Origin of the sequence: Streptococcus sp. OMI750 (assembly GCF_047463895.1) — a bacterium.
In the GTDB taxonomy this organism is placed as follows: Bacteria; Bacillota; Bacilli; order Lactobacillales; family Streptococcaceae; genus Streptococcus.
The window spans coordinates 182,075-207,913 of record NZ_JASHCZ010000002.1 but is presented as its reverse complement, the minus strand read 5'-3'; the positions used below and the strand labels follow the sequence as shown (position 1 = coordinate 207,913).

Genomic DNA, 25,839 nt, shown 5'->3' with positions numbered 1-25,839 from the left:
TATAATCATACGAGTGAAATCTACGAAAGAGAGTTAAGGATGAGTATTTTAGAAGTGAAAAATTTGAGTCACGGTTTTGGGGACCGTGCGATTTTTGAGGATGTGTCTTTCCGTTTGCTAAAGGGAGAGCATATCGGTCTGGTCGGGGCCAATGGTGAAGGGAAATCGACCTTCATGAGCATCGTGACCGGTAAGATGCAACCAGACGAAGGAAAGGTCGAGTGGTCTAAGTATGTGACCGCTGGTTACCTGGACCAACACGCTGTCCTAAAAGAAGGACAAACGGTGCGCGATGTCTTGCGGACAGCTTTTGATGAGTTGTTCACAGCAGAGGCTCGGATCAATGACCTCTATATGGCCATGGCAGAAGACGGAGCTGATGTCGATGCTTTGATGGAAGAGGTTGGAGAACTCCAAGAGCGTCTAGAAAGCCGTGATTTCTATACCTTGGATGCCAAGATTGATGAGGTAGCCCGGGCTCTTGGGGTCATGGACTTTGGCATGGATACGGATGTGACCTCCTTGTCAGGTGGGCAACGGACCAAGGTCCTCTTGGCCAAACTCCTCCTTGAAAAACCAGATATCTTGCTACTAGATGAGCCGACCAACTACTTGGATGCAGAGCACATCGATTGGCTCAAGCGCTATTTGCAAAATTATGAAAATGCCTTTGTCCTCATTTCCCACGATATTCCATTCTTGAACGATGTGATCAACATCGTCTACCATGTGGAAAATCAGCAGTTGACCCGTTATTCTGGGGACTACTACCAATTCCTTGAAGTCTATGAAATGAAGAAATCGCAATTGGAAGCTGCTTATGAGCGTCAGCAAAAAGAAATTGCTGACCTCAAAGATTTCGTAGCCCGTAATAAGGCGCGTGTGGCTACTCGGAATATGGCCATGTCTCGTCAGAAGAAGCTGGACAAGATGGAACTCATTGAGTTGCAAAGTGAGAAACCAAAGCCCTCCTTTGAATTTAAAAATGCCCGGACTCCTGGACGCTTCATTTTCCAAGCCAAGGATCTCCAAATTGGCTATGATCGTCCTTTAACCAAGCCTTTAAACCTGACCTTTGAGCGCAATCAAAAGGTAGCCATCATCGGTGCCAACGGGATCGGGAAAACTACTCTCTTGAAGAGCTTGCTGGGAATCATTCCACCGATCGCTGGAGAAGTAGAACGTGGAGATTACCTAGAACTTGGCTATTTCGAGCAAGAGGTCGAAGGAGGCAATCGTCAGACACCGCTTGAAGCAGTCTGGAATGCCTTTCCGGCTCTCAACCAAGCAGAAGTCCGTGCCGCCCTTGCCCGCTGTGGCTTGACCACTAAACATATCGAGAGCCAAATCCAGGTCTTATCCGGTGGAGAGCAAGCCAAGGTACGCTTCTGTCTCTTGATGAACCGTGAAAACAATGTCTTGGTACTAGACGAACCAACCAACCACTTGGATGTAGATGCCAAAGAAGAGTTGAAACGGGCCCTGAAAGAATACAAGGGATCGATCCTCATGGTTTGCCACGAGCCAGACTTCTATGAAGGCTGGATGGACCAAATCTGGGACTTTAATGAATTAACGTAAACACAAAAAGAGAACCGTGCGGTTCTCTTTTCAGATTGAAGTTAAAGACTTCTTAGAAACTTTCCTTAGGTGAGTACGGACGTCAGCGAACTTCGTAGAAGTTCCATGACTAATTATTGAGCCTAAGGTCTAAATAATTCCGAGTGCCTGAAACTGTATTGTTTCAGGCACTTTTCTCATAGCGGAAAGTTTCAGTAGATGAATGTCTTAAATAATTAGAATTCAGTTTATTTACCAATGAATCTATTAGCTAATTTTATGTAAAATGTTTATCAATATCTTAAAAAGAGAACCGTTTGGTTCTCTTCTCATTATTTCTTGAAATCGTAGTCTTTTATGATTTCAATTTTTTCAATCTTGATGTCCGTTTTTGGTTTGTCCTTATCATCGGTTTCGGCAGATGCAATTTTATCGACGACATCCATGCCATCGATGACTTGTCCAAAGACAGTGTAGTTACCGCCATCAAGGGTTGGATTTCCACCATTTTTATAAGCATCGATGATCTTAGCTGGGAAGCGATCCGTCGGGAGCTTGCTAGAAATATCTTCCTTATTTTGGTTGATATAGAATTGACTACCGTTGGTATTTGGACCAGAATTGGCCATGGCTAGGGCTCCACGAAGGTTGTAAAGGTATGGAGAATACTCATTCTCAAAACCAGTACCTGAATCTTTGGATTTGTCTTTGCCCTTCCAGATGGATTCACCACCAGTACCATCTCCCTTAGGATCCCCAGTTTGGATCATAAAGTTGTTAATGACACGATGGAAAAGTAAGCCATTGTAATAGCCTTCTTTTGCATGGGTCAAGAAGTTCTCAACTGCAAGTGGGGCATATTTAGGGAAGAGCTTCACAGTGATGTCGCCTTCAGTCGTTGTGATTTTAACCTCCGCTTCGTCTTCAGCCACGTCAGTTGATAGTTGTGGGAAGACGGCATTTTCATTGGTCATGGCATCGTTAAAATCTTTGCGCAGTTGTTCTAATTTCTTTTGTTCTTCTTCAATTTTCTTTTGATCTTTTTCACTAGAGCTAGAAGTTGCTGTCTGCTCTGTTTTTTCTTTGCTTGAGCTTGAGGAGTTAGCGTCTGTCTTATTGGACGAACAAGCTGTTAAAGCCAAGCCGGAAAATAATAGTAGTGCGATTAATTTTTTCATATTCTTCCTTTCCAACATAGTTGTCTTTTTCTATTGTACCTTAATTTTGCGATACTTTCAAATTTAGACGGAAATCTCTCCTCACTAAAGTTGGTTAAAGATTGTCAATGCTTGATAAATCACTAATTAAGAAGGAAGTTGCGTAGAGATAGAAAATTCGGTATGATGGAAAGTGCTTTTAGAGCTGTGAAATAGATTTTTAAAGAGGAAGAAAGTCATAAATGAAACAACCACGTAAATTTTATATTTACTCGAGAAGTTCACTGTATTTTTTGATCTTTTTGGCAGTGTCAATGCTCATCGCTGTCATCCAATTGCTGCTTGAAGATGATTTTTTTGAAAACCTAACAGCCTTATTGGCTGCTTGTTCTCTTCTAGTGACAGTTGGCTGGATTGCTTTTTCATCGATGGGAAGAATAGAGATTAGGAACTCAGAAATAGTGGTCGATCGCAATTTCAAGCGCTATCGTCTAGCCCCATTAACCATTGAGGTCCGTTTAGGAGAAAAGGACTCGACGCGAGGGATCACCAATTATCCAATTTATGTGGAAGGAAAGGTCGTGGGGCATGGGACTTCTGGTCGTTCAATTACACTTAAATTCCTTGGTACTAAACGGAAAAATAAGGAATTACTGAAGTATTATCAAGAACATCTTTAAGCCCAAGTAGAAGCAAAGAAAGCTCTTGAGCAGGAGCCTACGGAAGTGGACTTTGAACAAATCGTATTAGCGTTGAAGGAGCGACAACAATTCCCTTTACGCGATTTGGTCGAATTTGGTGCAGATCAAAGGAATCTCAAAAAAACAGTATTTTATCATCCTAAAGAAAATAAACTATATGTCGGAAAAAGTGTTCCATTTCCCATTATCTTTACTCCAAGTGGCATCCTTTTTTATGGCATTTATCTGTTAACGGATCGAGTATCCTTTCATGGATTTATCCCACTAGTGCTATCATTTGGATTGATGTTTGTCATCGCTATAGGCCAATTGAAACGCAGAAGGCAGAAGTATACAGTGAATGTCATTCCTTATGAAATACCTGAGCACTATTTTCAAGTACAGAAGTCAAATGGATTGAAAACCTATTTGCTAATTCTTGTTTTTGGGCTCATCACCTTAGGATTATCCATCTTATATCTTACCTTCGGAAGCTTTCTGTTATTATTTATAAGTTTTTTGATGTGGTATTTCTTTGTTTTGTTAACATTATGCGGCCAATTCAAGAAAACACACTATTTAAAAATTTTGGAAAAGAAATAGTTTTCTTAATTCTTTAAAGCAATATTCACCCGTATGGGTGATTTCTTTTTGGCCTAAATCACTAATTAAGAAGGAAGTTGCATATAGATGGATAATTCGGTATGATGGGAGATAAGTTGTTTTGTTGGAAAATAAACGAATTCCCTCAAAAACGGTATCATGAATAGGAGGATATAAATTGGATTATAAAACTCTACGAAAAAACTATAGACTCTATATTAGATCTGCTGGCTTGTTGGCAATGCTTCTGATTGTTTGTATAGGATTAGTAGTCAGAGATACTCTTCTTCAGACGGGTGGCGTCTTATTGGTACTTGCAGGCTTGTTTTTATTCATCCAATTGCTTAAGAAGAGCTACACCAACAAGTGCAACACTATGCTCCATGTAGACTTAGATTTAGCTTTTTGGCAGCAATACCTTCAGTTGAACAAGAATGTGAAAAAGCCCATTTTACAGATAGATATGAAGCTAACTTCGGTCGCCTATTCTTTTATGATGGGAGATTTCGACACTGTCATAAAGGAAGCTAGAGAAGCACTTAGTCAGACGGATTATCCGCAAAAATATAAGAACTTTTTTGAGAGTTATCTTATTCGTTCGATCGTCCTGACAGATCCTGATTTGTCTAGAGAAGAGCTAGAGGCTCGATTAAATGAATTGACCATTACAGACCCCACACTAGCTGAGAAAACGAAAAAGGTCTGTCTCGCTCTTTATGACTTAACCATTGCCCACCAAAGTAATGATTATTTTGAAGGCTTAAGCAATGACTTCAAGTACCAGCAGTTAGAAATCATTTACTACCAAGCCTTGAATGCTACTCTTAAAGGCGATAAGTCTAGAGCGGAAGAGCTCTTTCGTAAGTTAGTTTCAGAAGATGAGTCGCTCTATATCGTTCGAAAGGCTAAACAATACTTGAAGGATGAAGGCAATCATCTGTAAATTCGATAATCGAAATAGAGATCAAGGGAGCTTGGGATGAACTATCAGGACTGTCTCGGTGGGAAAAAAGGATGTTAAAATGAAAAAATGGAAAATTGTAGCTTTGCTTCTAGTATCGATTCTATCTATCTCAATGATTGTCTATCAGAAAAGTATAGACCTTCAAAATAATGAACATAAAATTAAATGGGAAAAGTATGATGCAGGATCGATTAAAGAATTACACTATCTAGATGAAGAGAAACGAATAATTTCCTTTCTAGGCTCTGAAGATTTCACTTCCCTTAATGGATGGGCATCAATTGGTGATCGTTATTTAGTTTTAGGAACACGGACTGCAAGTAATGAAGGAATAGACGAGGAACCCAAAAAAGGTTGGACTTGGCATGCGATTGTTTATGATTTAGATTATCTAGATAAGAAACCTGAAAAGGTTGATCTTTACCAAGTTGTTAAGAATTATGATAAAAACTTTTATTTGTTATTTCAAGGAAATATAGTGATTGAGGATGACAAGGAATATTTATTGTTGACACTCCAACAATATGAAAAAAAGAACAGAATCACCGTTAAAATGGACTTGGATTCCAATAAAATAGTGGGTGAAACGACAGAGAAATTACTCAAAAGCAATTATCCCAATAGTCATAACTTAACATCACTTGGAGACGCCATTTATAATAGCAATGTATATAACCGAAACGATTTCTTTATCTTCTCTTATCCGTATTGTGACTGTATCAACTTTGAAAAGGACTACCCTAAGTTTATTCAGTTAGGAAAGGCTAATAAAGAAGATAAAATGGTAGTAGCATTTCGGAAGAAAAAAATATCGGTAGAAGAATCCTATCAATTACTGAGACATTGGTTTGCGCCACTTGGTCAAGATAAATTAGAAGTGATTGAAACAGTTGAAAGTAATGATGGGGAGAAGCAAACCAAAGTATTGGAGACTTATCAAGAGTTTGCAGAATGGACTCATCTTGAAAGAGATTGGTAAGGAGCTATCTAGGCTTGTTTTTAAGAGAAAGACAAAAAAAGGTGACCACTATTTCAGAGATATTAGAAAAATTTTACGCAGACCATGAGATGAAACCCTACATTTCGCCTGAGAGGGATTTGGAAGCTTGGCTGTTGGACCCAAAGCCCGTTTCGAAGAGAAATATGGAGCTCCTGCACGATGTTCTGGTCGCTGGGGATATTATTCTCTTGTGGCGGATTAACTTTGGAACCTTTACGACAGAGACGTGGTTTCCTAAGTACTTCGAGTACACCTATGGGATTCATGCGCCGGAACACTTGAAGGCTTTAGTAGATAAGGATTATGCCTATATTGAATCTGCTTTTGGTTCATTGGACCACATCAATGCGACCATGAAAAAAGCCATTCTCAAAAAGAAGGGAGTCGCTGGCTTGTCCAAGATGAAAGCGGCCGATTTGAACCAAGCTTTGGCTGATCACTTCACAGAAGAAGAGCTAGCCCAACAGTTCACGGTTCGGGGCTATCAGTTGATGGACAAAGGAAAACAAGCGTTGAAAGAACATCAAGCCATCATTGACCGCCACCCAAAGCAAAATCTATAAGTAACAGTGCCCACTCGGTGCTGTTTTTCTGCTTTCTGCTACAAATTTGTGGAAGTGATTTTACTAGAGAACTAGCTTGGAAATGTGATATAATAAAGGTTATGGCAAACAATAATCAATCGAAAAAAACACGGTCGACGAGACGACTGTCCAAAGCAGAATTAGAAAGAAAAAAAGCAATTCATCGCATGATTGCGACCATTCTGATTAGTCTGGTCTTAATTTTTGCGGCCCTGAAATTGGGGGCAGTAGGGGTCTTAGCCTACAATTTGATCCGACTATTTGTTGGAAGTTTGGCCTATTTGGCTATTTTAGCAATCTTTTTCTACCTCTATGCCTTTAAATGGTTGGACAAACACGAAGGGGTGATTTCAGGTTTCCTAAGCTTCTTTACTGGGCTTCTCTTGATGTTTCAGGCCTTCTTTGTATCCTCCCTTCATTTAGACAATAATGGGATCAAGGTCACCTTTTCAAGAATCATGGCAGACTTGATTCATCTGCGGGTGGAGAGTTTTGCTGGTGGTGGTATGATCGGTGCCCTTCTTTATGCTCCGATTTCCTTCCTTTTTTCAAATATTGGCTCTTATTTTATTGGCCTTCTCTTTATTGGATTGGGGATCCTCTTGATGAGCCCTTACTCCATCTATGATTTGTTTGAAAAGGGGTCCGAAGCCTTCCATGCTTCTATGGAAAAACGCAAAGAGCGTCGCGAGCAGAAATTCCTTGAAAAAGAAGCGAGAGCTGCCGAGGAAGCTGCTGCAGCTGAAAGAAAGCAAGAAGAAGCAAGAGCTGTTTTTCCAACTCCCCTTTCTATGGAAGGCCATCCTGTAGATCCTGAAACAGGAGAGGTATTGGCGGAAGAGCCGTTCACAGAGCCTTTTCCAGAAGCTGAGATTGTTGCACCAGCAACACCAGAAATCTACCTGCCAGATGAAGAATGGCCGGAAGAGCCTGAAGCATACGAAGAGCTTCCGGTAGCCGAAGAATTCGAAGACGATGGGGAGGAAGTTCAGGTGGACTTCACGCCTAAGGAACTCCTTCAATACAAACTTCCAACCATTGATCTCTTCGCACCTGACAAGCCCAAAAACCAATCCAAAGAGAAAAATATCGTTCGCCAGAACATCCGCATTTTGGAAGAGACCTTTGCAAGCTTTAACATCAAGGCGACAGTGGAGCGGGCGGAAATCGGCCCCTCTGTCACCAAGTATGAAGTTAAACCGGCTGTCGGTGTGCGGGTTAACCGCATTTCGAATCTAGCAGATGATTTGGCCTTGGCCCTAGCAGCCAAGGATGTGCGAATTGAAGCACCGATTCCAGGGAAGTCTCTGGTCGGGATTGAAGTGCCCAACTCAGAGATTGCGACGGTCTCCTTCCGTGAATTGTGGGAGCAGTCCAAAACAGATCCGGCTAAACTCCTTGAGATTCCTCTTGGGAAGGCCGTAGATGGCTCGGCTCGGACCTTTGATTTGGCCCGGATGCCCCACCTCTTGGTAGCTGGTTCTACCGGTTCTGGTAAATCGGTTGCGGTTAATGGGATTATTTCGAGTATCTTGATGAAGGCTCGTCCGGACGAAGTCAAATTTATGATGGTCGATCCAAAGATGGTGGAGCTTTCTGTATACAATGATATTCCTCACCTCTTGATTCCAGTGGTGACCAACCCACGCAAGGCCAGTCGAGCCCTACAAAAGGTTGTCGATGAGATGGAAAATCGCTATGAGCTCTTCTCGAAAGTGGGTGCTCGCAATATTGCTGGCTTTAATGCCAAGGTGGCGGAGTACAATGCCCAGTCTGAGATGAAGCAAGTACCACTTCCATTGATCGTGGTCATTGTCGATGAGTTGGCCGACTTGATGATGGTTGCAAGTAAAGAAGTGGAAGATGCCATTATTCGCCTCGGACAGAAGGCGCGTGCAGCAGGGATCCACATGATTCTTGCGACCCAACGGCCATCGGTTGACGTTATCTCAGGTTTGATCAAGGCCAATGTGCCTTCTCGTGTCGCTTTTGCGGTATCATCTGGGACCGACTCACGGACCATCTTGGATGAAAATGGGGCAGAGAAATTGCTCGGTCGCGGAGACATGCTCTTTAAACCGATCGATGAAAACCACCCGATTCGTCTGCAAGGATCCTTTATCTCAGATGACGATGTGGAGCGGATAGTCAACTTTGTTAAAGAGCAGGCAGAAGCCGATTATGATGATGCTTTTGATCCAGGAGAAGTGTCGGAATCAGATTTTGACGGAGGCATGGGTGGCTCTGATGAAGGCGATCCTCTCTTTGAAGAGGCCAAGGCGCTCGTGGTTGAAACTCAAAAAGCCAGTGCTTCGATGATTCAGCGCCGCTTGTCAGTTGGCTTTAACCGAGCGACTCGCCTCATGGAAGAGTTGGAAGCAGCCGGTGTGATTGGACCTGCTGAAGGAACCAAGCCTCGGAAAGTATTGCAACAATCATAAGGATAGGGAAAAAGGGCGCTTGTCCCACTCCCTTTTCTTTTTATAGAAAATAGAAAGTAGGACCAGATGAAGTTAGACATGATTCATCATATTGCCATCATTGGACGGGATCGCGATGCCATGTTGCATTTCTATGTGGACCAGTTGGGTTTTGCGATTGTCAGTGAATATGACCGTCCTGAACGCGGAGATATCTTGATCAATCTCCGTCAGGGCCAGCTGACGTTAGAACTCTTTATCAAACCGACGGCCCCAGAACGGCCTAAGCTTCCCTTGCCCGAGCATGCGGGACTGCGTCATCTAGCCTTTAAAGTGGAAGATGTAGAAGTGTATCTAGCTAGATTGGATCAGCTAGGTATTGAGAATACAGGCCTTCGCTATGATGACTTTGATGGTAAGAAAATGGCATTTTTCTTCGATCCAGAAGGATTGCCCTTGGAAATACATGAGTGAGGAACGCAATGGATAGATTAGAAGGACTCAGTCAGGAAGAAGTAGACAAAAAGATCCAAGAGGGCAAGCAAAATAAGGTCACAATCAAGACAGAAAAAAGCCTAGGACAGATCATTCGAGATAATGTTTTTACCTACTTTAATCTGATATTTTTGATTTTGGCTATTTTGTTGGTAGCAGTGAAGTCTTGGAACAATCTCTTGTTTGTCCCGATTGTCGTGGTCAACTCCTTAGTTGGTATTGTGCAGGAAGTCCGCTCCAGACGAATCTTGCGTCAGATGCAATTTCTACACATGAGTGAGGCGATCGCTCTTCGCGAAGGCAAAGAAGTCGCTTTACCTATCGATCAGCTGGTGGAGGGTGATCTAGTTCGCTTTCAAGCTGGAGACCAGATCTATGCGGATGGGGTCTTGCTGGAGGGCGAGCTAAAAGTCGATGAGTCGCAATTGACCGGTGAAGCCGATGAGGTCAAAAAAGGAGCGCAAGATGCGCTCATGTCAGGTAGCTTTGTGATTGCTGGTCAAGGACTGGCACGATTGGAAAAAGTGGGGAATGACTCCTACATCAACCAATTGAGCTTGGAAGCCAAACAGGTCAAGTCCCATGAGGAGTCCGACATGGTTCATGCAGTTAACCGCATCGTAGGGATCATTGGCCTCCTCATCATTCCGCTAGGCTCGCTCCTTTTTCTTCGCAGCTATGTCAGCCTAGGCGATAGCCTCAAGCTCAGTGTGACTTCAACAGTCGGAGCCTTGATCGGGATGATCCCAGAAGGCTTGTATCTCTTGATGACCTTGGCGCTGGCTCTGGGTGCTGTCAGATTGGCCAAGGAAAAGGTTCTGCTCAATAGCATGAAGGGGATTGAGACCTTATCGCGCGTGGATGTCCTTTGTGTCGATAAGACAGGGACCATTACAGAGCCTGGTATGGAAGTGACAGAGATTCGTCCAGTTAAAGACGCTCAAGACTTGGAAGCTCTAGCTCAGTATGTAGAAGCTAGTATGGATCAAAACGATACCATGGATGCGATCCGAAAATTCCACAAGACGCCAATCAGCCGTCCTTGGAAGACTCTTGAAATACTGCCCTTTACGTCCAAGAAAAAGTATGGGGCCATTGCCTTTGAAACGGGGATCTATGTATTAGGCGCTCCAGAATTTGTTTTACGAGAAAGCTTCTCTGAGCTTGAAAAAGAGATCGCCCCTGCTACGCAGGCAGGCCATCGGGTCTTGGCCTTTGGTAAATATAAGGGAAAACACCTGGGAGAGACGTTAGAGGCTCCTGTAGATTTGGTAGCCTGGATTATTCTCTCCAATCCTTTGAGAAAAAATGCCAAAGAAACCTTCGCCTACTTTAAAGAACAAGGTGTAACCATTAAGGTCATTTCAGGGGACAACCCTGCTACCGTCTCAGCTATTGCACAAAAAGCAGGCATTGAAGGAGCAGAAGACCTGATTGATGCCAGAACCTTACTGACGGAAGAAGACTTGCACCAAGCGACGAGCCAGTATACAGTCTTTGGTCGGGTGACCCCAGAGCAAAAGAAAAGCCTTGTAGAAGGCTTGCAGGCAAAAGGACACAAGGTTGCCATGACTGGAGATGGCGTCAACGATATTCTGGCCTTAAAAACAGCGGATTGTAGTATTGCGATGGAATCTGGAAATGATGCGACCAAAAAAATGGCGCAAGTGGTCTTACTGGATTCTGACTTTGGAAAGATGCCGTCTATCGTAGCAGAAGGTCGGCGGGTAGTCAATAATATTCAACGATCAGCCAGTCTCTTTTTGATCAAGAATATCTTTTCTATTTTGTTGGCTATCTCAGTTAGCTTCTTAGCCTTTACCTATCCCATCATGCCGTCGCAGATGTCTTTGATCAGTGGTTTTACGATTGGGATTCCAGGATTCTTCCTAGCGCTTGAGCCCAATAGCGAGCGCATCAAAGGACGCTTTATCGAAACGGTCTTTAAAAATGCACTGCCTGCTGCCTTGACGGATTTTATACTGATCTTTAGTTTAGTACTGTTCTCTTCAGCGTTTGGCATCAAGTCGGAAGAACTCTCGAGTGCAGCCATCTGCTTGATGGCCTTCGTCGGATTTACCATCATTTATCAAGAATCCCAGCCTCTCAATCACTACAAGAGACTGGTTCTTCTAGGAAATATCCTAGCTTTTCTGGTTTCAAGTAGTATCCTAGGGAAATTCTTTAACATGAGCCCCTTGAGACTTCAAACGCTGTTTATCTGCGCCATCATGGCAGTTCTCGCTCTCGTCTTGATTCAACTCTTCAAGAAGTTAGTGGGCTGGTTCTTTCATCGGATGAAATAAAAGAAAGAGAGTGGGACAGAAATCGGTAATTCGTTAGAATTCGATTTCGTCGTCCCACCTCCGCACAGTTGAGTAGGGCTGTAAAAGCTGATGAAATCGGCGTAGTAGAGCCCACTCAACCACTGCGTCTTGCTCGATAATCCAAAAACAATTAAGAGACTAGGACTTTTGTCCCAGCCTCCTTTTGGTATTAGATAAACAAACTAGCTGTTAAGATCAGGTAGAGCAAGAAGGTAACCAGAAATCCAGCACGCCAGAAGTATTTGATAAATTTAGGATAGTAAAAACTCTTTTTCTTTTTTAAGAAATAAACCGTTAGCCCCAGGGCTAAAAGAGACAGACTCAAGGACAGCAAAGGTAAGAGGCTGTGGTAAAAGGCATTGTCTGAGATCAAATAGTACTCCAAGGCAAATAAAGGAAAGGCAATATCAGTGGATCGCCATCCTCTTTTTTGAAGCTTAAAGAGGTGAACAATGATGCCGCTCAGAATTAGCGTTAAAAAAATAAATAATACAGAAGCAACTTTGATTAACATAGCTTCATTCTATCATAAAACGAAAAAAAAGTTTACTATATTTTAATTTTTTCTTGCAAAAAAAGAGAAATCGTGTATAATAGAAAGGTATGCACAAAGCATACTTGTGGGAGGTAAAAATCTGTAATTACCGCCAAAACCACAAAGGAGGATTTAAGAAATGGCTAAAAAAGTCGAAAAACTTGTAAAATTGCAAATCCCTGCTGGTAAAGCTACTCCAGCTCCACCGGTTGGTCCAGCGCTTGGTCAAGCAGGTATCAACATCATGGGATTCACTAAAGAGTTTAACGCTCGTACAGCTGATCAAGCTGGTATGATCATCCCAGTTGTTATCACTGTTTATGAAGACAAATCATTCGATTTCGTTACAAAAACACCACCAGCTGCTGTTCTTTTGAAAAAAGCTGCAGGTGTTGAAAAAGGTTCAGGTACACCGAACAAAACGAAAGTTGCAACTGTAACTCGTGCACAAGTACAACAAATCGCTGAAACTAAGATGCCAGATTTGAACGCTGCAAACATTGAGTCTGCAATGCGTATGATCGAAGGTACTGCTCGTTCTATGGGATTCACTGTTACTGACTAATTGTAACAATCCTATTTGCCCGCAATACACTTGATCAAATGACGAGTGACGTGGGAGATGAAAATCGATATGACCACATTACAAGGAGAAAGATAAAATGGCTAAAAAAAGCAAACAACTTCGTGCTGCTCTTGAAAAAATCGACAGCACAAAAGTCTACAGCGTAGAAGAAGCTGTAGCTCTTGCAAAAGAAACTAACTTTGCAAAATTTGACGCAACTGTAGAAGTTGCTTACAACTTGAATATCGACGTGAAAAAAGCTGACCAACAAATCCGTGGTGCAATGGTATTGCCAAACGGAACTGGTAAAACTGCTCGCGTTCTTGTATTTGCACGTGGTGCAAAAGCTGAAGAAGCAAAAGCTGCTGGTGCAGACTTCGTAGGTGAAGATGACCTTGTTGCGAAAATCAACGATGGTTGGTTGGACTTCGACGTAGTTATCGCTACACCTGACATGATGGCTCTTGTTGGACGTCTTGGACGTGTCCTTGGACCACGTAACTTGATGCCAAACCCTAAAACTGGTACAGTAACAATGGATGTTGCGAAAGCTGTTGAAGAGTCTAAAGGTGGTAAAATCACTTACCGTGCTGATAAAGCAGGTATCGTTCAAGCGATCATCGGTAAAGTTTCATTCGATGATACTAAATTGGTTGAAAACTTTAAAGCTTTCAACGACACAATCCAAAAAGCAAAACCAGCTACAGCTAAAGGTACTTACGTAACTAGCTTGACTTTGACTACAACTCAAGGTCCTGGTATCAAAGTGGATGTTAACTCACTTTAATTGAAATGAAAAGCTGCCTTCGGGTAGCTTTTTTTGTGTCAAAAACTTTTAACAAAATCACCAGAAAACGCTTACAAACCAGAAGTAAAATGTTATACTAGATCTATCAAAAAATAAGGAGATCTATTATGAAGAAAGATCACAACCAATTAAATTGGCTCATGGTCTCACTCATTGCTTTTAATATGGTGTGGGGATTGGGAAATGTCGTGAATAACTATTCGACCCAAGGCATTTCTGTTATTGTTTCCTGGATCCTGATCTTGGCAATTTATTTCATTCCCTATGCTTTGATCGTTGGCCAATTGGGCTCAACCTTTAAAGAAAGTGGGGGTGGTGTCAGTGAGTGGGTTGAAAAGACATCTACAAAACGTCTCGCCTATTTTGCGGCTTGGACCTACTGGGTTGTACATATTCCCTATTTAGCTCAAAAACCTCAACGAATTCTGATTTCTCTAGGTTGGGTTCTTCAAGGGAATGACAAATTTGTGAGTGGCTTAAGCATCCAATGGGTGGTTATCCTTTGCTTGATTATTTTTGGAATTTTTCTCTATCTCTCTACCAAAGGTTTGACGACCTTGAAAGTCATTGGTGGTTTGGCTGGTAGTGCCATGCTGATCATGTCCTTCCTTTTTGTCTTATTAGCAGTTGGAGTTCCTTTCATCAATCCGGGTATGCAATTTGCGACCCAACATATGGATCAGGTGAGCACCTATATTCCAAACTTTGACTTCTCTTATTTTACTACTATTTCTCTCTTAGTCTTTGCGGTAGGTGGAGCTGAGAAGATCTCTCCTTATGTCAACCAAACCCGTAATCCTGCGCGTGAATTTCCGAAAGGAATGATTGTTATGGCAATCATGGTTGGACTTTCTGCCATCCTTGGTTCCTTGGCTATGGGGATGCTCTTTGACAGTGGACATATTCCAGAAGATTTGATGCGAAATGGAGCCTTCCAAGCTTTCCAAATTCTTGGGAAACACTGGGGAGTTGGGAATGTCTTAGTGATTGTCTATGCTTTGACAGACATGATTGGACAAATCGCAGCCCTGGCCTTTTCGATTGATGCTCCGCTTCAAATCTTGCTCCATAATGCAGACGATGAATATATTCCTTCTTGGCTTCGCAAACGTAGCAAGAAAGGCGTCTTGACCAATGGTTACCTCCTGACAGGAATTTTGGTCAGTCTTCTTATCGTCGTTCCCCTCTTTGGGATTCAAGAAATCGATGGGTTAGTAAAATGGATGACCAACCTGAATTCTGTTGTGATGCCAATGCGGTACCTCTGGGTCTTCTTTGCCTATATCATGCTCAATCGTGCTTGGAAGAAGTACAAAGATGCAGAATACAAGATGACCAAGAGTCCAAAACTAGGCTTTATTATTGGAGCTTGGTGCTTCCTGTTCACGGCCTTTGCCTGTATTTTAGGGATGGTGCCAAAAGTGGACTTTAAGGTGGACCCAGTCGCTTGGCAATTCTCTCTATTGACCAATATCTTGACTCCGCTTGTCTTGATTGCATTAGGCATTATTTTGCCATGGATTGCCCGTCGCGAAAAGAAAAAAGTCTAATGGTAAATCCTAGTCCTCGGACTGGGATTTTTCCTTGTTAGACAGCTTTTTGAAAATAAAAAATTTTGATGGATATGACTATATAAAAAACGTAATTTATGGTAAAATAATACAGATCAAAAAAGGAGAGAGAAAATGGTAGAACCTAAGTATAAACGTATCTTAATCAAGCTATCTGGTGAAGCCCTTGCTGGCGAACGTGGTGTCGGAATCGATATCAAAACTGTCCAAAAAATGGCTCAAGAAATCAAGGAAGTTCACGAACTTGGAATTGAAATTGCCTTGGTTATCGGTGGTGGAAATCTTTGGCGTGGAGAACCTGCTGCTGAAGCAGGGATGGATCGTGTCCAAGCAGACTACACAGGGATGCTCGGAACTGTCATGAATGCTCTTGTGATGGCAGATTCGCTTCAACAAGTTGGTGTGGATACCCGTGTTCAAACAGCGATTGCCATGCAACAAGTCGCAGAACCTTATATCCGTGGTCGTGCCCTTCGTCACCTTGAAAAAGATCGGATCGTGATCTTTGGTGCCGGGATTGGTTCTCCTTACTTCTCAACAGATACGACCGCAGCCCTTCGTGCAGCTGAAATTGAAGCAGATGCCATTCTTATGGCCAAAAATGGGGTGGATGGTGTTTACAATGCCGACCCGAAAAAAGATGCTTCAGCTGTGAAATTTGAGGAATTGACCCACCGTGATGTCATCAACAAAGGTCTTCGCATCATGGACTCAACAGCCTCCACTCTCTCCATGGACAACGACATTGACTTGGTTGTCTTTAATATGAATGAACCAGGCAATATCAAACGCGTTGTCTTTGGTGAAAATATCGGTACAACTGTATCAAATAACGTAGAAAAATAATCGAAAATAGAGGAAAATTATGGCAAACCCAATCGTAGAAAAAGCAAAAGAAAGAATGACTCAGTCTCACCAAAGTTTGGGACGTGAATTTGGTAGCATCCGTGCTGGACGTGCAAATGCAAGTCTTTTGGATCGTATTTTCGTAGAATACTATGGAGTAGAGACTCCATTGAACCAATTGGCATCTATCACGATTCCAGAAGCGCGTGTCTTGTTGATCACACCATTTGATAAATCATCTTTGAAAGACATCGAGCACAGCATCAATGCATCTGACCTTGGTATCACTCCAGCCAATGATGGGTCTGTTATCCGCTTGGTTATCCCAGCTTTGACAGAAGAAACTCGTCGTGACTTGGCAAAAGAAGTGAAAAAAGTGGGTGAAAATGCTAAAGTAGCGATCCGTAACATTCGTCGTGATGCTATGGATGAAGCGAAGAAACAAGAAAAAGCAAAAGAAATCACAGAAGATGAATTGAAAGGTCTTGAAAAAGAGATCCAAAAAGTTACGGATGATGCTGTTAAGCATGTAGATGAAATGACAGCTCACAAAGAAAAAGAATTGATGGAAGTTTAATCCATCTCAACCACTACTGGAAAGAAAGACTCAGTTGGCACTGCTGGCTGGGTTTTATTTCCATTATTCTTGTGAAGAAGCAAGAAGAAAGAAGGAAGTATGAATACAAATTTAGCAAGCTACATCATGGGAATGGTCATTGATGAAAATGATCACTTCTATTTTGTTCAAAAAGATGGCCAGACCTACGCGCTTGATAAAGCAGAAGGATCGCATCAAGTCGGAGAAAGTGTTAAGGGCTTTGCCTATACCGATATGAAGCAAAAGCTCCGACTCACGACGCTTGAAGTCACTGCGACTCAAGAAAGCTTTGGCTGGGGAACGGTCACGGAAGTGCGCAAGGACCTGGGAGTCTTTGTCGATACAGGGCTTCCAGATAAGCAGATTGTTGTCTCACTAGATATCCTACCGGAGATCAAAGATCTATGGCCTAAAAAGGGCGATCGTCTCTATATTCGCTTAGAAGTTGATAAGAAAGATCGTATTTGGGGGATCTTGGCCTATCAGGAAGATTTCCAGCGTTTGGCTCGTCCAGCTTACAACAATATGCAAAACCAAAACTGGCCAGCCATTGTCTACCGCTTGAAATTGTCTGGGACTTTTGTCTATCTCCCAGAGAACAATATGCTGGGCTTTATCCATCCAAGTGAGCGCTATGTAGAACCACGCTTGGGACAAGTCCTAGATGCCCGGGTCATTGGATTCCGTGAGGTGGATCGGACCTTGAACTTGTCGCTGAAGCCACGCTCTTTTGAAATGCTTGAAAACGATGCTCAAATGATTCTGACCTATTTGGAAGCCAATGGAGGCTTTATGACTTTGAATGATAAATCGTCTCCAGAAGATATCAAGGCAACCTTTGGGATTTCAAAAGGGCAGTTCAAAAAGGCTTTGGGTGGGCTGATGAAGGCTAAAAAAATCAAGCAAGACCAATTTGGAACAGAGTTGATCTAAAAGGGGGCTTATGCGAAAATCGTTTTATACTTGGCTGATGACAGAGCGCAATCCTAAAAGCAATGCTCCTAAGGCCATTCTAGCAGATCTTGCATTTCACGAGTCTGCTTTTCCCAAGCATACAGATGACTTCGACGAGGTCAGTCGCTATCTAGAAGAGCATGCCAGCTTTTCCTTTAATCTTGGCGATTTTGATGCGATTTGGGAAGAATACCAAGCCCACTAGAGAAGGATAGGTCGAGGATGGTTTTTTCTCGGCCTCTTTGTTATAATAATAGAAAAATACAGGTAGAGAGGTTCTTTATTTGCAAGAACATTCAGTTGAAATTACATTAACGCATCCAGACGATCTCTTTCATTTGTTTGGATCTAACGAACGCCATCTCCGTTTGATGGAGCAAGAATTTGGGGTAACTATTCATGCCCGGACAGAAATCGTCCAAATCATTGGGGAAGAAGAAACCTGCGAGCAGGTTCGTCAAGTCATCCAGGCTCTTTTGGTCCTCGTTAACCGTGGTATGACCATTGGTACGCCAGATGTGGTGACCGCCATTACCATGGTGAGAAATGGGGAATTGGATAAGTTCATCGCTCTCTATGAAGAAGAGATTATTAAGGATAGTTACGGCAAGCCCATTCGGGTTAAAACGCTTGGTCAAAAGATCTATGTCGATAGTGTCAAGAACCATGATGTCACTTTTGGGATTGGACCAGCGGGGACTGGGAAAACCTTCCTAGCAGTGACTTTGGCCGTGACTGCCCTCAAGCGTGGTCAGGTCAAGCGGATCATTTTGACCCGTCCTGCTGTAGAAGCTGGAGAGAGCCTTGGTTTCCTACCAGGGGATCTTAAAGAAAAAGTAGACCCTTATCTACGTCCGGTCTATGATGCTCTTTACCAGATTTTAGGGAAAGACCAAACCACTCGGATGATGGAGCGGGAGATTATCGAGATTGCGCCTTTGGCTTATATGCGGGGGCGGACCTTGGACGATGCCTTTGTCATCCTCGATGAAGCGCAAAATACCACCATCATGCAGATGAAGATGTTTTTGACCCGTCTTGGTTTTAACTCTAAGATGATTGTCAATGGAGATACCAGCCAGATCGACCTTCCTCGAAATGTCAAATCCGGCTTGATTGATGCCCAGGAGAAATTGAAGAACATTTCTCAAATTGACTTTGTGCATTTCTCTGCCAAGGATGTTGTTCGCCATCCTGTAGTAGCAGAAATTATCCGGGCCTACGAGCCCATCCCAAATCCAGTCCTCAAAGAAAAACCGGATGTGGAAGAAGAAGAATAAAAGAAAAGGCAAAGATCATCAGATCTTTGCCTTTTTTATGTTAGAAATTAAACCAATTCATCAATTGGTGAGAAGTCACGCTCTAAACCGGTAGCAACGGGTTGGCTAGTGATGTGACCTTGGTAAGTGGTGACCCCTTGGCGCAGGCCTTCGTCGAGGGCAATGGCCTTGTGGAAGCCATTGTCAGCTAGGGATTCGACATAAGGAAGGGTCACATTGGTAAGGGCGATAGTAGAGGTACGAGCGACAGCCCCTGGGATATTGGCAACGGCATAGTGGAGCACACCATGTTTTTCGTAAACTGGCTCCGTATGCGTTGTGACACGGTCTGCTGTTTCAATAACCCCACCTTGGTCCACAGCTACGTCCACGATGACAGAACCTGGACGCATTTGTTTAACCATATCGTCTGTCACTAATTTAGGAGCTTTAGCCCCAGGAATCAGGACAGCTCCGATAACAACATCGGCATCACGGACACTGGCTTCAATGTTAAATGGATTGGACATAAGGGTTTGGATTTGGTGACCAAAGACATCTTCCAGAACAGCCAAACGTTTAGCGCTGATATCCAAGATAGTCACTTGGGCGCCGAGTCCAAGTGCAATCCGAGCTGCGTGGGTTCCAACGACCCCGCCTCCGATGATGGTAACCTTCCCTTTAGGAACACCAGGTACCCCACCTAGGAGGACACCAGATCCACCTTCTTGTTTAGTGAGGAAGTGAGCCCCGATTTGAACCGCCATTCGTCCAGCAACCTCACTCATTGGCACCAAGAGCGGCAATTGTCCTTCAAGGTCTCGAACGGTTTCGTAGGCTACCCCAGTTGTCTTAGCAGTCACCATGGCATCTGCTAATTCAGGAGCTGCAGCCATGTGCAAGTAGGTGAAGAGCAAGAGGTCTTCACGAAGGAAGTCGTATTCTTCAGCGAGGGGTTCTTTGACCTTGACCACCAATTCAGCTGCCCAAGCTTCTGCAGCAGTTGCAACGATAGTCGCTCCTTGTTTGGCGTAATCTTCATCGCCAAAGCCAGAACCAAGTCCAGCATTTGTTTCTACCAAAACTTGATGGCCTTTCTTCACCAAGCTTTGTACACCTGCAGGTGTCAAGCCAACACGATTTTCATTGTTTTTAATTTCTTTTGGGATACCGATTAACATGATTATTTCTCCTTACTTAGATATGGGTGTAAAAAGGCCATTGGTGTGAGATTCCCTCCTAACTCAATGACCTTTTCACTCCTTATCCAACTCTTTTAATTGATTGTTTTTATTTTATAGAAAAGTGGGTTAAAAAGCAAGAAAAAATTGAGCTTGCCTTCCTTAATGTTATTTGCTAAACTAATCCCTAAAGAAGGAGAGTCAAATGGAAAATTTATATGTGAAGTTAGCGGCTTATCGAGAAATAGAGGCTGAGCGCTTGCACTTGCGTCCGGTCACTCTTGAAGATGCACCGGCTATGCTTGAGTATGCTTCTGATGAGACAGTTACGCGCTATACCTTTGCAACCAATCAAAGTCTAGAAGAGACGCGTAATAATATTGCCCTCTTTTACCTAGCGAGCCCACTTGGCAGATGGGGGATCGAGCTAAAAGAAAATGGAAAATTTATCGGGACTATTGATTTACTGGATTTGGATCTTTGTCTGAAGAAGGGGAGTATCGGCTATGTTCTGAATAAAGACTATTGGAACCAAGGTCTTGCGACAGAGGCTACCAAGGCAGTCATTTCCCTGGCTTTTGAACAGTTAGGGATGAACAAGCTCGTTGCCGTACATGATAAGGACAACCCAGCTTCTGGACGGGTGATGGCCAAATCAGGGATGAAATATTCTCACGAGGAGCCCTACGCGATGCTAGACCTGCATGAAGAAGGGCGAATGGTGACGAGAGTTCATTATGTCCTCACGAAGGAAGAATATTTGGCAGAAAAATGAGTCAGGATATTGACAAAAGGTCTATCTCCATGATATAGTAGATAGGTACTGCTGGTTTAGCTCAGTCGGTAGAGCGCATCCATGGTAAGGATGAGGTCGCCGGTTCAATCCCGGCAACTAGCATAGAAGAAGAGAGAAGCTTAGAGGGGATCTAGGCTTCTTTTTTTGCTTTAATTTCTAATTGAGTGCCTATTTATGGACCTTTTTTCAACAATTTTCAAAAAAACGTTGACAAGCACAGAAATCCGTGGTAAAGTTAGAACAACAAAGAGAAAGGAGAAAACCATCATGAACAAAGTAGATGTTTTGATGACACAATTGAATACACAGCTTCTCCAATCTCAGTTGAGTTCTATGTAAAAATTGAATGAAACCCAAGATGGAGGAGTCTGTCTTGGGTTTTTTGTATGCATTTTTGCCTGCCTTAACTGAATTGGTGACAGGCATCAGAAGGCCCAAGTGTGGACTGAGCACGTACTCAGCTCCTACTTGGGTTTTTTCTGTGCCATTTTGAAAAGGAGAATATATGATCAGAGCTATTTGGGAGTATATCAGGGAGCGCAAGTGGCGATATGTGAAGATCGCTATGGTCCTGATTCTTTATGATTACACTTTATTGATCCCGACGCAAGTCATCCAGCGTTTAGTGGATCATTTGAGTCAGCAGACGCTGACGCAATCAAACTTTGTATGGGATATGGTCCTCTTGGTGGGATCAGCCATCCTCAATTACCTGACGGCTTTTTATTGGCAGTTGCGACTCTTTCAGTCGTCAGTCCATTTCAAGGCGACCCTTCAGGGACAAGCTTTTCGTAAGCTAGTAGCTATGCGGCGTCCCTTTTTTGAGAAATTTCGCTCAGGGGACCTCTTGACGCGCTTTACGACGGATGTGGATGGTATGGCCGATATGGCTGGTTACGGGATGATGGTGCTCCTGTTTGGCGGTGGCTTGTTTGCCTTTATTATTCCGACCATGTTTTTCATTTCTTGGCAATTAACCTTGATTTCCTTTATTCCCATGATCTTCCTTGTCGTCTCTACCTATTTTTTGAGTAGAAAGCAGGAGGAGTATGTTGAGCAAAACCGGGAAGCGGTTGCTCAGTTGAACGATGAAGTCTTGGAGTCCATCGAAGGGATCCGGGTCATGCGGGCCTATAGTAGACGGGATCAGCAGGTCAAACAGTTTCAGAAGAAAACGGCTAGTCTATCCAAAACAGGGGACAAAATTGCTTCTATCCAATATTCTTTTGGCCCCTTAGCCCTGTTGTTTATTGGATTCTCGACAGTCTTGCTCCTGCTATTTGGAGGACAGTCCCTAGCAAGTGGGCAGTTGAGCCTTGGCAAGCTATTGGCCTTGCAGCTGTATTTGGTCTTTTTAATTGAGCCTATGTGGATGATGGCGGACCTGATCTTGGTCTATCAGACAGGGCAAATGTCCTATAAAAAACTAAAAGAAGTGATTGATGAGACAGATGATCTGGAGCCAGATGGTACACACTATTTAGAGCAGATCGATTCGGTAGAGTTTAAGGATTATTCCTTCAGTTATCCTGGTGCTGATCGAAAGAGCCTATCAGGCATTGATTGGACTATCCAGCGAGGACAGACGGTTGGAATTGTTGGTCGTACCGGTGCAGGAAAGACTACCCTGGTTCGACAATTCTTGCGGCAATACCCAGTTGGTGAGGGAGAATTCTTGGTCAACCAGCAACCGATCGTGGACTACAACCGACACTCGATTGAAGAAAAAATTGGTTATGTTTCCCAAGAACATATTTTATTTTCTAAGTCTATCCGTGAGAATATAGCGCTTGGTAAAAAAGGAGCCAGCCAAGAAGACTTGGTGGAAGCAGTAGCCCAAGCTGCTTTTGCGGATGATCTCGAGCGGATGTCTCATGGAATGGACACCCTGATCGGTGAGAAAGGGGTCTCTGTATCAGGAGGTCAAAAACAGCGGATCTCTTTGGCGCGTGCCTTCTTAAGAGATGCAGATCTCTTGTTGTTAGATGATTCCCTTTCGGCAGTGGATGCGAAGACCGAACAGGCCATTATTGACACCATTCAAAAAGAACGAAAAGACAAGACGACCATCATTGTTTCTCATCGCTTGTCGGCTGTCCATCAGGCTGATTGGATCATCGTCTTGGATCAAGGACAGATTGTTGAAGAAGGCAGGGCTAGTGATTTATTAGCTCAAGAGGGCTGGTATTATGAACAATACCAACGGCAACAAAAACAGGAAGGAGAATAAGATGAAAGTATTGAAACGATTATTATCTATGATCACGCTTTATCTAACTGTCTTTCTTGCTGGCTTCATTTGCCTCTTACTAGCCACCATTTTTTCTGAATTGTCTCCCTTTCTTCTCCAAAAGATGATCGATGGGCCTTTGACTGCATTGACCCACGGTGGAGGACAAGGGGACTTGCTTCAGATGGGAGGATTCTATCTCTTGGTCTTGAGCCTGGGGCAGCTGATTAGCTACATGGGCAATCGGATCTTGCTACATGGAAGTAATCAAGTAACCGCTAGTCTGAGGAACCAAGCCTTTCAAGTCATGCAAGGGCTGCCTATTTCTTATTTTGATGATAAGCCGGCTGGGAAGATCGCGACAAGAATTGTCAATGATACGGAGACCTTGAGGACCCAGTTTTATAACTCTTGTATGATTTTAGTCATCTATTTGGTACGCTTTCTCTTTATCCTAGGGATTCTCTTTTACCTGAGTCCTATGATGGGCCTTCTCTTGTGTTTGGTCTTTCCGATTTTCTATGGGATCCAGTATCTCTACAAGGTCATGACGGACCAGCCTATGAAGGATTTCTTTGATGCGCGAAGCGAGGTCAATACCCAGGTCAATGAACTCTTGCACGGTGCTAGTATGATTCAGCTCTATCATCAAGAGCCTGGTGTGGTGGAGGAGTTTGAAGCCACTACCCAGAAGATGTTAGGAGCAAATGATCGAATCCTCTTAGCCGATTCTATCGCTTCTTGGACCTTGACGGAATTGCTCAAGTTTTTAGTGATTGCAGGCATTTTGACTATCGCTGGGATTTCTTTCCTACAGGGTAATATCGGTGTGACGGCTGGTTTCTTATTTATCAATATTAACTATGTGATTAATCTATTTGATCTCATGGCCAATCTTAGTCGTCAATTCCCAAATATTCGGCGATCCTTAGAAACGGGGAGCCGCGTCCTTGCCTTCTTAGACCAACCGTTAGAGGCCGATGGTGCATTGGAACTGAAGATAGAAAAGGCAGAGGTCGTGTTTGACGACGTTCAATTTGCCTATGAAGAAGGTAAGCCAGTTCTGCGGGATATTGCCTTTCAGGCTAGCCCTGGGGAAACTATCGCCCTTGTGGGCCATACTGGATCAGGTAAGTCTTCTATTATGAACCTGCTCTATCGTTTCTATGATCCTCAAGAAGGGGCAATTTTGATCGATGAGCAAGATATTCGCCAAGTCTCTCGTGAGAGCCTACGAAGCCACATGGGCATTGTTCTGCAAGATCCTTATCTATTTACAGGAACCATTGCTAGTAATGTGGCCATGAGTCAGGAACATATTGACCGGGATGGGGTCAAAGAAGCACTGAAAAAAGTCGGGGCTTGGCCTTTTGTAGAGCGTCTTGAAAAGGGAATTGATCATCCAGTAGTTGAAAAAGGCTCGGCCTTTTCAAGTGGAGAGCGCCAACTGATTTCCTTTGCGCGGACCCTCTACATGAACCCGAAAATTTTGATTCTGGACGAAGCAACCTCCCACATTGATACGGAGACAGAGGAGATCATTCAGAAGGCTATGGCAGTCCTGCAAAAGGGCCGGACCACCTTTATCATTGCCCATCGCTTATCGACCATTCAAGATGCAGATCAGATCTTGGTTCTATCAGAAGGGCGCATTGTCGAACGTGGGCAACATGCAGACTTGATTGCTCATGGTGGCATCTATGCCCAGATGCAAGCTATCCAACAGACGGTTGAATAAAAGGGCATTCTTCAAATAGTAAAAGTAGCGTGTATTCTAGTATATACGCTATTTTTATGCTATAATTGAAATGATAGTGAGGTGATCCAAGATGTATATTGAAATGGTTGATGAGACCGGTCAAGTCTCTGAAGAAATGATCAAACAAACCCAGGAAATTTTAGAATTTGCTGCAAAAAAATTGGGCAAAGAAGACAAGGAAATGGCAGTGACCTTTGTAACCAACGAACGTAGCCATGAATTGAACTTGGAATACCGGGACACGGATCGCCCAACGGATGTGATCAGTCTGGAATACAAACCAGAGATGGACATTGCTTTTTCAGAAGAAGATTTAGAAGACCATCCAGAGTTAGCAGAGATGATGGCTGAATTCGATACCTATATTGGAGAGCTTTTTATTTCTGTAGACAAGGCGCGTGAGCAAGCTGCTGAGTATGGCCATAGCTTTGAGCGCGAGATGGGCTTTTTAGCAGTGCATGGCTTCCTTCATATCAACGGTTATGATCACTATACGCCGGAAGAAGAGAAGGAAATGTTTGGCTTACAGGAAGAGATTTTGACAGCCTATGGACTCACAAGACAATAAACGAAAATGGAAAAATCGAGAACTGATTGCCAGTCTTGAATTTGCTTTAACAGGGATTTTCACAGCCTTTAAAGAGGAACGAAATATGCGTAAGCATGCACTTTCAGCTATCTTAGCGATTGTTGCAGGCTTCCTTTTTGGCATTTCAGCAACAGAGTGGCTCTTTCTACTCTTAAGTATTTCTTTGGTCATTGCCTTTGAAATCATGAATTCTGCTCTTGAAAATGTAGTGGATTTGGCGAGCGATTACCATTTCTCCATGCTGGCAAAGAATGCCAAGGATATGGCGGCAGGAGCGGTTCTCGTCATTTCGGGCTTTGCCTTTGTGACAGGTCTCATCATATTTGTGCCCAAGTTGTGGGCTTTGGTATTTGGATAA

Annotated in this window: 25 protein-coding genes, 1 tRNA gene and 1 pseudogene; 24 read left to right on the top strand and 3 right to left on the bottom strand. The window is 43.2% G+C overall.

Features of this window, described 5'->3' with window-relative positions; all coding sequences use genetic code 11:
* Positions 1-39: 39 nt before the first annotated feature.
* The gene (locus tag QM830_RS05560) at positions 40-1,581 is read left to right on the top strand and encodes an ABC-F family ATP-binding cassette domain-containing protein (protein ID WP_414325910.1); all 1,542 of its coding nucleotides are present in this window, start codon (positions 40-42) and stop codon (positions 1,579-1,581) included.
* A gap of 311 nt (positions 1,582-1,892) precedes the next feature.
* Here QM830_RS05560 and QM830_RS05555 read toward each other — a convergent pair whose 3' ends face one another.
* Positions 1,893-2,738, bottom strand: coding sequence for a peptidylprolyl isomerase (locus QM830_RS05555; RefSeq protein ID WP_414325909.1), 846 nt, complete (start codon positions 2,736-2,738; stop codon positions 1,893-1,895).
* Positions 2,739-2,959: 221 nt separating this feature from the next.
* Between QM830_RS05555 and QM830_RS05550 the strand changes: the two genes are divergently transcribed.
* From QM830_RS05550 to QM830_RS05510, 9 genes and pseudogenes are all read left to right on the top strand, one after another.
* Entirely contained in the window at positions 2,960-3,397 is a 438-nt protein-coding gene (locus QM830_RS05550) for a hypothetical protein (protein ID WP_414325908.1), read from the top strand.
* 45 nt (positions 3,398-3,442) lie between these two features.
* Positions 3,443-4,000, top strand: a complete 558-nt coding sequence (locus QM830_RS05545) for a hypothetical protein (RefSeq protein WP_414325907.1) — start codon at positions 3,443-3,445, stop codon at positions 3,998-4,000.
* A gap of 178 nt (positions 4,001-4,178) precedes the next feature.
* Positions 4,179-4,943, top strand: coding sequence for a hypothetical protein (locus tag QM830_RS05540; RefSeq protein ID WP_414325906.1), 765 nt, complete (start codon positions 4,179-4,181; stop codon positions 4,941-4,943).
* 79 nt (positions 4,944-5,022) lie between these two features.
* Positions 5,023-5,943, top strand: coding sequence for a hypothetical protein (locus QM830_RS05535; protein ID WP_414325905.1), 921 nt, complete (start codon positions 5,023-5,025; stop codon positions 5,941-5,943).
* A gap of 89 nt (positions 5,944-6,032) precedes the next feature.
* On the top strand, positions 6,033-6,527 hold the full coding sequence (locus QM830_RS05530; protein ID WP_414325904.1) for a hypothetical protein: 495 nt from the start codon (positions 6,033-6,035) through the stop codon (positions 6,525-6,527).
* Between the two features lie 101 nt (positions 6,528-6,628).
* Positions 6,629-7,283, top strand: a pseudogene (locus QM830_RS05525) (DNA translocase FtsK); the annotation flags it as partial.
* A gap of 56 nt (positions 7,284-7,339) precedes the next feature.
* Entirely contained in the window at positions 7,340-8,989 is a 1,650-nt protein-coding gene (locus QM830_RS05520; protein WP_414326071.1) for a DNA translocase FtsK, read from the top strand.
* A gap of 66 nt (positions 8,990-9,055) precedes the next feature.
* The gene (locus QM830_RS05515; RefSeq protein ID WP_049472077.1) at positions 9,056-9,442 is read left to right on the top strand and encodes a VOC family protein; all 387 of its coding nucleotides are present in this window, start codon (positions 9,056-9,058) and stop codon (positions 9,440-9,442) included.
* A gap of 8 nt (positions 9,443-9,450) precedes the next feature.
* Entirely contained in the window at positions 9,451-11,769 is a 2,319-nt protein-coding gene (locus tag QM830_RS05510) for an HAD-IC family P-type ATPase (protein WP_414325903.1), read from the top strand.
* Between the two features lie 190 nt (positions 11,770-11,959).
* Here QM830_RS05510 and QM830_RS05505 read toward each other — a convergent pair whose 3' ends face one another.
* Positions 11,960-12,304 (bottom strand): DUF3397 family protein, encoded by a 345-nt coding sequence (locus tag QM830_RS05505; protein WP_414325902.1) that lies wholly within the window; start codon positions 12,302-12,304, stop codon positions 11,960-11,962.
* Between the two features lie 160 nt (positions 12,305-12,464).
* Here QM830_RS05505 and rplK point away from each other — a divergent pair, with 160 nt between their 5' ends.
* The 8 genes from rplK (at position 12,465) to QM830_RS05465 (ending at position 18,947) form a co-directional block, all read left to right on the top strand.
* Positions 12,465-12,890 (top strand): 50S ribosomal protein L11, encoded by a 426-nt coding sequence (gene rplK / locus QM830_RS05500; RefSeq protein ID WP_003005369.1) that lies wholly within the window; start codon positions 12,465-12,467, stop codon positions 12,888-12,890.
* Positions 12,891-12,987: 97 nt separating this feature from the next.
* Complete coding sequence (gene rplA, locus QM830_RS05495) at positions 12,988-13,677, top strand: 50S ribosomal protein L1 (RefSeq protein ID WP_003005355.1); 690 nt, start codon at positions 12,988-12,990, stop codon at positions 13,675-13,677.
* Between the two features lie 128 nt (positions 13,678-13,805).
* The gene (locus QM830_RS05490) at positions 13,806-15,248 is read left to right on the top strand and encodes an APC family permease (RefSeq protein WP_009731452.1); all 1,443 of its coding nucleotides are present in this window, start codon (positions 13,806-13,808) and stop codon (positions 15,246-15,248) included.
* Positions 15,249-15,383: 135 nt separating this feature from the next.
* Positions 15,384-16,115, top strand: a complete 732-nt coding sequence (gene pyrH / locus QM830_RS05485) for a UMP kinase (RefSeq protein ID WP_009731451.1) — start codon at positions 15,384-15,386, stop codon at positions 16,113-16,115.
* A gap of 19 nt (positions 16,116-16,134) precedes the next feature.
* Entirely contained in the window at positions 16,135-16,692 is a 558-nt protein-coding gene (gene frr / locus QM830_RS05480; protein WP_003005165.1) for a ribosome recycling factor, read from the top strand.
* 99 nt (positions 16,693-16,791) lie between these two features.
* On the top strand, positions 16,792-17,646 hold the full coding sequence (cvfB, locus tag QM830_RS05475; RefSeq protein WP_414325901.1) for an RNA-binding virulence regulatory protein CvfB: 855 nt from the start codon (positions 16,792-16,794) through the stop codon (positions 17,644-17,646).
* A 10-nt stretch (positions 17,647-17,656) separates the two neighbouring features.
* A complete protein-coding gene (locus QM830_RS05470; protein ID WP_003005127.1) occupies positions 17,657-17,872 on the top strand; it encodes a YozE family protein in 216 nt (71 codons plus the stop codon).
* Between the two features lie 79 nt (positions 17,873-17,951).
* A complete protein-coding gene (locus QM830_RS05465; protein WP_049490841.1) occupies positions 17,952-18,947 on the top strand; it encodes a PhoH family protein in 996 nt (331 codons plus the stop codon).
* A 47-nt stretch (positions 18,948-18,994) separates the two neighbouring features.
* Here QM830_RS05465 and ald read toward each other — a convergent pair whose 3' ends face one another.
* The gene (gene ald / locus QM830_RS05460; RefSeq protein ID WP_414325900.1) at positions 18,995-20,107 is read right to left on the bottom strand and encodes an alanine dehydrogenase; all 1,113 of its coding nucleotides are present in this window, start codon (positions 20,105-20,107) and stop codon (positions 18,995-18,997) included.
* Between the two features lie 205 nt (positions 20,108-20,312).
* On the opposite strand from ald, the gene QM830_RS05455 reads away from it, so the two are divergent.
* From QM830_RS05455 to QM830_RS05430, 6 genes are all read left to right on the top strand, one after another.
* A complete protein-coding gene (locus QM830_RS05455) occupies positions 20,313-20,882 on the top strand; it encodes a GNAT family N-acetyltransferase (RefSeq protein ID WP_223363432.1) in 570 nt (189 codons plus the stop codon).
* Between the two features lie 50 nt (positions 20,883-20,932).
* A tRNA-Thr gene (locus QM830_RS05450) sits at positions 20,933-21,005 on the top strand.
* A gap of 403 nt (positions 21,006-21,408) precedes the next feature.
* Positions 21,409-23,133 carry a tetracycline efflux ABC transporter Tet(46) subunit A gene (gene tetA(46) / locus QM830_RS05445; protein ID WP_223363433.1) on the top strand — a complete coding sequence of 575 codons (1,725 nt, stop codon included), beginning with the start codon at positions 21,409-21,411 and terminating at the stop codon, positions 23,131-23,133.
* 1 nt (position 23,134) lies between these two features.
* Entirely contained in the window at positions 23,135-24,871 is a 1,737-nt protein-coding gene (gene tetB(46) / locus QM830_RS05440) for a tetracycline efflux ABC transporter Tet(46) subunit B (protein ID WP_223363434.1), read from the top strand.
* Positions 24,872-24,962: 91 nt separating this feature from the next.
* Complete coding sequence (ybeY, locus tag QM830_RS05435; protein ID WP_048689623.1) at positions 24,963-25,460, top strand: rRNA maturation RNase YbeY; 498 nt, start codon at positions 24,963-24,965, stop codon at positions 25,458-25,460.
* Positions 25,441-25,839 carry a diacylglycerol kinase family protein gene (locus tag QM830_RS05430; protein ID WP_223363435.1) on the top strand — a complete coding sequence of 133 codons (399 nt, stop codon included), beginning with the start codon at positions 25,441-25,443 and terminating at the stop codon, positions 25,837-25,839. Before ybeY ends, QM830_RS05430 begins: the two co-directional genes overlap by 20 nt.